The following is a 7,498-nucleotide window of genomic DNA, read 5'->3' as shown; positions in this document are numbered from 1 at the left end:
CCGCCGCCGCGCCCGACCCGCTCGCCGCCGCCGTCCGGGCCGCGCTGGACGTCTGCGCCGAGGCCGCGCATCGCGGCCTGCTGCACGCCACGCCGGGGCTGCGCGACCGGATCGCCCGCACTAGCGACGACCTGCGGCGCACCGGCCTGCGCGCCGCAGCCGGCGCGCTCGCCGACCTCGCCGGGACGCTCGGCTCCGACGACCCGGACCGCATCGCCGAGGCCTGGGCCACCGCCCACATCCGCCTCCTGACGACCGCCGAACTCCGCTGACCCGATCAGCGGTCGCCGGAGTCGAAGGCGGCGAGCGTCTCCTTGCTCCAGGTGAGCCGGCCTGAGCGCAGGTCGTCCAGGACCGAGCGCACCCAGCCGGCCTCGGCGGCGGTGACCGCCCGCAGGTACTCGGTCTCCAGCATGGTGATGCGCGGCAGGCCCATCGCCTCCTCCTCGCCGAGGCTCGCGTCGAGCCCGGCGAGGTCCTTCTCCAGCGCCCGCAGCCGCTCGTCGAGGACGTCCAGCAGCTCGTCCGGCGGGAGCAGCATCATGTTCGACACCGCCGCCGGGAACTCGGGGAACTCCCGCTTCGGCGCCGCGAGCATCTCCCGCAGCCACGTCCGCGCCGTCTCCCGCCCCGCGTCGGTCACCTCGTAGACGGTCCGCTCCGGGTACTGGCTGCCGCGCTCGGTCTGCCGGACGGCGATCAGCCCGGCCGCGTTCAGCCGGTCGATCGTCCGGTACAGGCCCGCGCGCTGCCCGACGTTGACGACCTGCTCCTTGCCCCATTCCTTGATCAGCCGCTGGATGCCGTACGGGTGCAGCGGCCGGGTGTGCAGCAGCGCCAGCACGGTCAGGGCGAGCGGGGAACTGCGGACCGGTGAGCTCATGCACCGATACTAGCCTCATCTGCACTAGTTGACTTGCAACTAGTTTCAGTGTGACTATGAAGCCATGACGACGCGAGGAGACGACATGACCCCGGTACGGACGGCCCTGGTGATCGGCGGCGGCATCGCGGGCCCGGTGACGGCCCTGGCCCTGCGCAAGGCGGGCATCGACGCCACCGTGTACGAGGCGCACGAGGCCGAGCGGGACGGCGGCGCCGCGCTGACCGTCGCGCCGAACGGCCTCAACGCCCTGGAGGTGATCGGCGCCGCGGACGCGGTGCGGGCCGCGGGCCGCCCGGTCCCCGGCATGGTGATGGGGGACGGCAAGGGCCACCGGTTCGCCGAGTTCGCCGGGCTCCCGGGACTGCCCGCGAGCCACGTGGTGGCCAGGGCCGACCTCAACCGCGCCCTGCACGACCACGCCGCCGGGCAGGGCGTCGCGATCGAGCACGGGAAGCGGCTCACCGGCGCCGAGGAGACCGCGGACGGCGTCACCGCGCGGTTCGACGACGGCACCACCGCCACCGCCGACATCCTGGTCGGCGCGGACGGCATCCGCTCCACCGTCCGCGGCCTCATCGACCCCGCCGCCCCCGGCCCCGAGTACACCGGCCTCATCGGGATCGGCGGGTTCGCGTCCGGCAGCGGCGTGACCCCCGACCCCGACCTCATGTACTTCGCGTTCGGCGCCCGCGCGTTCCTCGGCTACTGGTCGATGCCGGACGGACGCGTCGCCTGGTTCAGCAACGTCCCCGAGCCCGACGCGGCCACCGCGTTCGCCTCGCGGAACATCCCGCCCGCCGCATGGCTCGAACGGCTCCGCGGCCTGCACGCCGACGACGACCCCGGCGCCGCGCTGCTCCGGCACAGCCGAGCCGAGGACCTGTTCGTCCTCGGCGGCATCGAGATCATGCCGCGCGTCCCGCGCTGGCACGGCGGCCGCATGGTCCTCGTCGGCGACTCCGCGCACGCGCCGTCGCCGAGCTCGGGGCAGGGCGCGTCGCTGGCGATCGAGAGCGCCGTCGAACTCGCCCGCTGCCTGCGCGACGTGCCCGGCCCGTCCGCCGCGTTCGCCGCCTACGAGGACCTGCGGCGCCCGCGCGTCGAGGCGATCGCCGCGGCCGCCGCGCAGACGAACAAGGAGAAGTCGGCCGGCGGACCGGCGGGCCCGGTCGACCCGGAGCGGATGTTCGGGTTCGTGCAGCGGTTCCGCATCGACTGGGACGAGCGCGTCACCGCCTAGCCGGGGGTCACTGCCTGGCCGCGCGTCACCGCCTGGCCGGGCGTCGCCGCCTGGCCGGGGCTCGTCACGCCCGGCAGGTCAGGGGGCGGCCGCCGTTGTAGTCGACCATCTCCAGCAGGGCCGTGGCGGTGTCGATCTCGCCGCCCGGCTCCAGGCCGTCCAGCTCGGCGTACGCCCGGTGCAGGTTGCCGACGATGCGCTCGGAGTCGGTGAGCTCCGCGTACTCGCCGAGGTCGGCCTCCCGGGCGGCCTCCAGCGGGGACAGCCCGGCGGCCTTGCCCTCCGCCGCCGTCGCCTGGAGGAACCGCAGGTAGCCGAGGACGCGGCCGATCAGCTCCGGGCCCGCGACGGGCCCGTGGCCCGGGACGATCGTCGCCGCGTCCAGCGGCGCGACGACCTCCTCCAGCACCCGGATCGCGCCCGCCACCGACCCCTGCATGACGAACGGGGTGCCGCCGTTGAACAGCAGGTCGCCGCAGAACAGCACGCGGCGCTCCGGGATCCACACGATCGAGTCGTTGGTGGTGTGCGCGGCGGTGCCGACGTGCCGGACCTCGCAGCGCAGGTCGCCGGCCCACAGCGTCACGCCGTCGGTGTAGGTGAGGAACGGCGGCTCGACCTCGACGCCGCCCCACTCCACCTTCGTCCAGAACGGCTCGTCGAACGGCCTGCCCCACGCGATCGCGCTCTCGCGGGTCCGCTCGTGCCCGACGATGGTCGCGCCGGAGAACAGGTAGTTGCCGAACGTGTGGTCGCCGTGGTGGTGGGTGTTCACCAGCGTCCGGACGGGCCGGTCGGTGACGGTCCGGATCGCGTCCAGGTAGGCGCGGGTGCGGCGCTCGGTCGAGCACGCGTCGACGCTGATCACGCCCCGCTCGGCGGCGACGAAGCCGGTGTTGTTGATCCACCAGGTGCCGTCCGGCTGGACGTAGGCGAACACCCCGTCCGACACCTCCTCGAGCCGGGGCTCGCCGGGGCCGTCGCGTCCGGGCACGTCGCTCATGGGTCCTCCAGGTCCTCGGACGTACCCTACGAGGCGCTACGCGGCCCGGTCGATGCGGACCGTCTCGATCCACCGGGGCGGGTCGGGCGCGCCGTCGCCGACCAGCGCGGCGATCACCCGGCAGGACGGCGACTCCGCCGGCCACGGGGTCAACCCGTCGGTGAGGACGATCACGACCTGCGGGCGGTCGCGGTCGGCGAGCGCCCGCGCGATCCCGACCCGCATGTCGGTGCCGCCGCCCCCGCCGAGCTCGACCTGCGACGCCGACGTCACCCGCGACACCGCCTGCACGTCGGCGTCGCAGGCCAGCACGCTCACCCGGTTGCCGCGCACGCCGACCTCCCGCAGCACCCCGGTGACCTCCGCGAGCGCCGCCGCCAGCTCGCCGTCGCCCATCGACCCCGATGTGTCGACCACGATGGCGACGCGGGGGAGCGGGCGGCGCAGGCTCGGCAGCACCGCGCCGCGCAGCGCCGGGGTGCGGCGCGACGGCCGCCGGTAGGTGTAGTCGACGGCGCCGCCCGCCCAGGCGACGGCCTCCCGCACCGCGCCCGCCAGCACCCGCCGCCAGTCGACGACGGGTTCGAGGACCTGGTCGGCCCACCGCCGCCACCCGGCCGGCAGGGTCCCGCGTGCCCGCTGGTGCGCGCGCATCGCCTCCGCCGTCGCGCGCCGCAGCGCCTCCGCCTCGGTCGCGCGGACCGAGGGCGCGGCCGCCCCGTCCAGCTCCCACGGCATCGGCACGCCGTGCGCGCCCGACCCGCAGTCGTGGTGCGGCTGCGGCGGGACGCCCTGGAGGTACTCCTCGAACATGCGGCCCTCGGGCAGCCCGAAGTCGCGGGGGTGGACCCGCCCGGCGGGCAGCGGCAGCCCGTCGGCGAGCAGGTCGTCGTTGATCTCGCAGTCCTCGGCGATGTTGACCCGCCCGTGGTCGCGCTGGTCGGCGGCCGGGAGCCGGGACGCGCGGCCGTGGTGGTCGCGCAGCAGGTGCGCCGCCTCGTGGATCCACACGCCCGCCAGCTCCTCGACGGGCGTGGCGTCCACGAACGCGGGGGAGACGTAGCACCGCCAGTGCCGGTCGACGCCCATCGTCGGCACGCGGTCGCTCGGCACGACCGTCAGCGAGTACAGCGCGGACGCCAGGTAGGGGCGGTCGCCGGCGGCCTTGTAGCGGGCGGCGAGCAGCTTCGTCCGGTCCAGCACGGCGGTCACGCCCCCGGCAGGGCGCCGGACAGCTGCAGGATGTCGAGGAACGCGTCGATCCCCGGCGGCACCGGCCAGCGGACGTCCCGCAGCGCCGCGAGGTCGGACGCGGCGCGCGCCGCCACGTCCGGGACGCCCGCGTCGACCGCCTTCGCGAGCACCTCCCAGCCCGCCTCCCACCGCCTGCGGGTGCAGTCGCCCTGCACCGAGGACACCACGGCGGTCAGGAACGCGAGCTGCCGGTCGCCGCGCTCCGGCAGCGCGAACGCCTTCGGGTCGGCGAGCACCCGGTCGGGGTCGGGCAGGTCCAGCTCCTCCAGGTAGGAGAGCAGCTCGATGCCCGCGCCGTCGCCGATCGCGCCGACGACCGCTGCGGCCACCGCGTCCTGCCCGGCGCCCGTCGCGTACCCGGTGGCGAGCAGCCGCAGCGCCATCTCCCAGCTGCGCGGCGACGGCCACGCGCCGCCGCGCGCCTCGGCGTCCTCCGGCAGGTGGTGCGCCAGCCCCGGCCGCGCCGTCAGGAAACCGGACACGGCGCCGCGCGCGCGGGCGATCGCGGCGGGCACCTTCGTCGCGTCCACCACCGGGACGGTCAGCTCCGGCCACGTCCCCGCCATGCCGCGCGCCACCGTGCGCGGGTCGTGCGTCCAGTGCAGGTGGACGAACCGGTTCGCCAGCGGCGGCGACAGGTGCCAGCCGTCCGCCGCGCTCGCCGGCGGGTTCGCCGCCGCGACGACCCGGACCGGCTCCGGCAGCCGCAGGCTGCCGACCCGCCGCTCCAGCACGACCCGCAGCAGCGCCGCCTGCACCGCCGGCGGCGCCGACGACAGCTCGTCGAAGAACACGACGCCGCGGCCCGCGCCCGCGAGCCGCACCGCCCAGTCCGGCGGCGCCATCGGCACCCCGGTCGCGGCCGGGTCGTCCCCGATGATCGGCAGCCCGGCGAAGTCGGACGGCTCGTGCACGCTGGCGATGACCGTCTCCAGCGGCACGCCGAGGCCGTCCGCGAGCCGCTCCATGCCCGCGGACTTGCCGATGCCCGGCTCGCCCCACAGCAGCACCGGGATGTTCGCCGACACCGCCAGCGCGAGCGCCTCCAGCTGCACGCTGCGCGCCGGCTCGGCCCGCCAGGCGGCGGCCCGCCGGTTCAGCTCGTCCGCCGCGTCGAGCGGCCCCGTCACGGTCTCGGTGGTCACAGCACGGACTCCAGATCCTCGCGTCTCGCTCGTTCGATCGCCTTCGCCAGCGTGTCCGGGCGGCCCGCCGCCCGCGCCGCGCCGTCCGGCGCCGTCGTGGCCGCCCCCGCGTCCAGCAGTGCCCGCACGAAGGCGGGGGAGCCATGGTTCAGCGCCGCGAGCAGGACCGGCGTGTAGCCCTCGTGCTCGGTGGCGTCGATGTCCAGGCCCGCGTCCAGCAGCCGCGGCAGCAGCACCTCGTGGTCCATCGCGTAGAGGGCGTGCAGCAGCGTCCAGCGGCGCCCGTCGCGGACGTGCGGGTCGAGCCCCGCGTCCAGCAGCCGCAGGACGCCTTCGGTGTCGCCGTGCGCCGCCCTCAGGAACACCTCCCGGCGGTGCGCGCGCAGCGCGCGCGGCAGCCATCCCGTCCCCGCCCTCCAGGTCCGGTGGGCGACGAAGCAGCCGTTCACGGTGCCGCCGAACGCCCCGAGCGCCTGCTCCCTGCGCCGCTCCTCATCGCCGTGCGGGATCTCCAGGCCGCCTCCGCCGGAGCGGACGAGGTGCCACACGCCCTGGCAACGCACCCGGACCGGCGGAGGCGGTTCCGCAAGCGCCGGCCCGGCCGGACGGTCGTGGGCCGGGCGCTCCGGGAACAGCGCCGACCGCACGAGCGGATGCAGCTCGTCCGGCGCGATCATCCCGGCGCGCAGCAGCGCGAGATCGGGGAGCGCGTGCCAGCAGCCGGGGGACGAGCGGCGCCGCTTCGACTCCTCGGGGGAGGCCACCCACAACAGCGGGCGCCGGTGCCGCCCTCCCGCCTCCACGTGCAGGCCGAAGCGGTGATCGGGGAGGCGGACCGACAGCGACGCCGGGCCGCCGCCGGTCAGGCGCTCGATCTGGTGCGCGAGCATCGGCGCGCATCCGGCCAGCCGGGCGAGCCTGGTCCAGGTCTGCCGCTCGGTCGGGCGCCCGCCGGGCCGCTCCTCCACGATCACGCCGATGCCGGCGGCGGCGAAGGCGGCGGCGACGGCCTCGTCACCGCCGTCCGGCCGCTCGGCGAGCAGCGCGGACCGCTCGCTGCGGGCCGCGCGGTCGCCCGCATCCGGATCGCCCGCGTCCGGCCGGGACGCGGGCAGATCGGCGGGGTCGCGGGGCGTGCCGTCCGCCGCGAAGAACGGCGCGCGGACGTCGCCGCCGTAGTGGCCGAGCAGCCCGCGATGGTGCCGGTCGTCGAACAGGTACGGCACCACCGACCAGTCCGCGCACTCCCGGACCGTGGCGCCGAACTCCAAGGTCAGCCGCTGCGGCGCGGTCGGCGTGGGCGGCGCCACGACGCTGAGCACCGGGGCCGGTCCGCGCGTGCCCGTCCCGTACCGCGCGAGGATCACCCGGAACCCGGGGGCGAGCGCGGTGAGGCCGCCGCGGTCGGTCACGTCCCGGGGCAGGTGCCAGTGCAGCAGGTCGGGCACGAGGTGGCGCAGATCGTCCTCCAGGCGCGCCCTGACGTCCGCGCCGAACGCGCGGCCGGCGTCCGCCGGGTCGAACGCGACGTCGACGTCCGCCGCCGCGCACGCCCCTCGCCAGTCCCCGGCCAGCCGCCGCTCGGCGGCCCGCTCGATCCGCCCCCGGGGCACCGCGTACCGGCGGACCTGGAGCCACGCCCGCAGAGGCCCGGGAAACGACGGGTCCCGGCCTGGACGCGTCAACGGTAGACGCTCGCGATCGCGTGCACGTCGGGGTGCGGCCGGGCCGCCGGGCGCAGCCGCTGCGCGAACGCGCGCTTCACCTTGCGCGGGACGCCCGGGCCGAGGCCGACGTACTCCAGCCGGCTCTCCGCGCCGACACCGGCCAGCAGCGTCTTCGCGCCCCGCCCCGTGACCCCGGTGTGGCTCAGCCCGAGGCGGCGCAGCGGGCTGCCGGGCAGCGCCGCCGCGAGCGCCGCCGCGCCCTCGTCGCCGGTCGCGTTGGGCGGCGCGCCGAGCGCCCGCTCC

General features: G+C 76.7%; 7 protein-coding genes and 1 pseudogene. 2 read left to right on the top strand and 6 right to left on the bottom strand.

The window, feature by feature from the left end:
• A partial coding sequence (locus F9B16_RS51895; protein ID WP_225992612.1) for a hypothetical protein occupies positions 1–272 on the top strand: 272 nt, incomplete at its 5' end.
• Between the two features lie 5 nt (positions 273–277).
• Here the strand turns inward: F9B16_RS51895 and F9B16_RS47720 are convergent.
• Positions 278–883 carry a PadR family transcriptional regulator gene (locus F9B16_RS47720; RefSeq protein ID WP_151546893.1) on the bottom strand — a complete coding sequence of 202 codons (606 nt, stop codon included), beginning with the start codon at positions 881–883 and terminating at the stop codon, positions 278–280.
• A gap of 64 nt (positions 884–947) precedes the next feature.
• Between F9B16_RS47720 and F9B16_RS47715 the strand changes: the two genes are divergently transcribed.
• Entirely contained in the window at positions 948–2,126 is a 1,179-nt protein-coding gene (locus F9B16_RS47715) for an FAD-dependent oxidoreductase (protein WP_225992611.1), read from the top strand.
• Between the two features lie 64 nt (positions 2,127–2,190).
• Here F9B16_RS47715 and F9B16_RS47710 read toward each other — a convergent pair whose 3' ends face one another.
• The 5 genes and pseudogenes from F9B16_RS47710 to F9B16_RS47690 form a co-directional block, all read right to left on the bottom strand.
• Positions 2,191–3,129, bottom strand: coding sequence for an MBL fold metallo-hydrolase (locus F9B16_RS47710; protein WP_151546892.1), 939 nt, complete (start codon positions 3,127–3,129; stop codon positions 2,191–2,193).
• A gap of 36 nt (positions 3,130–3,165) precedes the next feature.
• Entirely contained in the window at positions 3,166–4,341 is a 1,176-nt protein-coding gene (locus tag F9B16_RS47705; protein WP_151546891.1) for a vWA domain-containing protein, read from the bottom strand.
• Complete coding sequence (locus F9B16_RS47700; protein WP_225992610.1) at positions 4,338–5,528, bottom strand: AAA family ATPase; 1,191 nt, start codon at positions 5,526–5,528, stop codon at positions 4,338–4,340. Before F9B16_RS47700 ends, F9B16_RS47705 begins: the two co-directional genes overlap by 4 nt.
• Positions 5,525–7,213, bottom strand: coding sequence for an ankyrin repeat domain-containing protein (locus F9B16_RS47695; protein ID WP_151546890.1), 1,689 nt, complete (start codon positions 7,211–7,213; stop codon positions 5,525–5,527). Before F9B16_RS47695 ends, F9B16_RS47700 begins: the two co-directional genes overlap by 4 nt.
• A pseudogene (locus tag F9B16_RS47690) lies at positions 7,210–7,498 on the bottom strand (gala protein); the annotation flags it as partial. The pseudogene F9B16_RS47690 and the gene F9B16_RS47695, both read right to left, overlap by 4 nt.

The sequence above is a fragment of the Actinomadura montaniterrae genome, from assembly GCF_008923365.1.
GTDB lineage: Bacteria > Actinomycetota > Actinomycetes > Streptosporangiales > Streptosporangiaceae > Spirillospora > Spirillospora montaniterrae.
The sequence above is the reverse complement of the archived record's forward strand: the minus strand, read 5'-3'. Positions and strand labels throughout refer to the sequence as shown.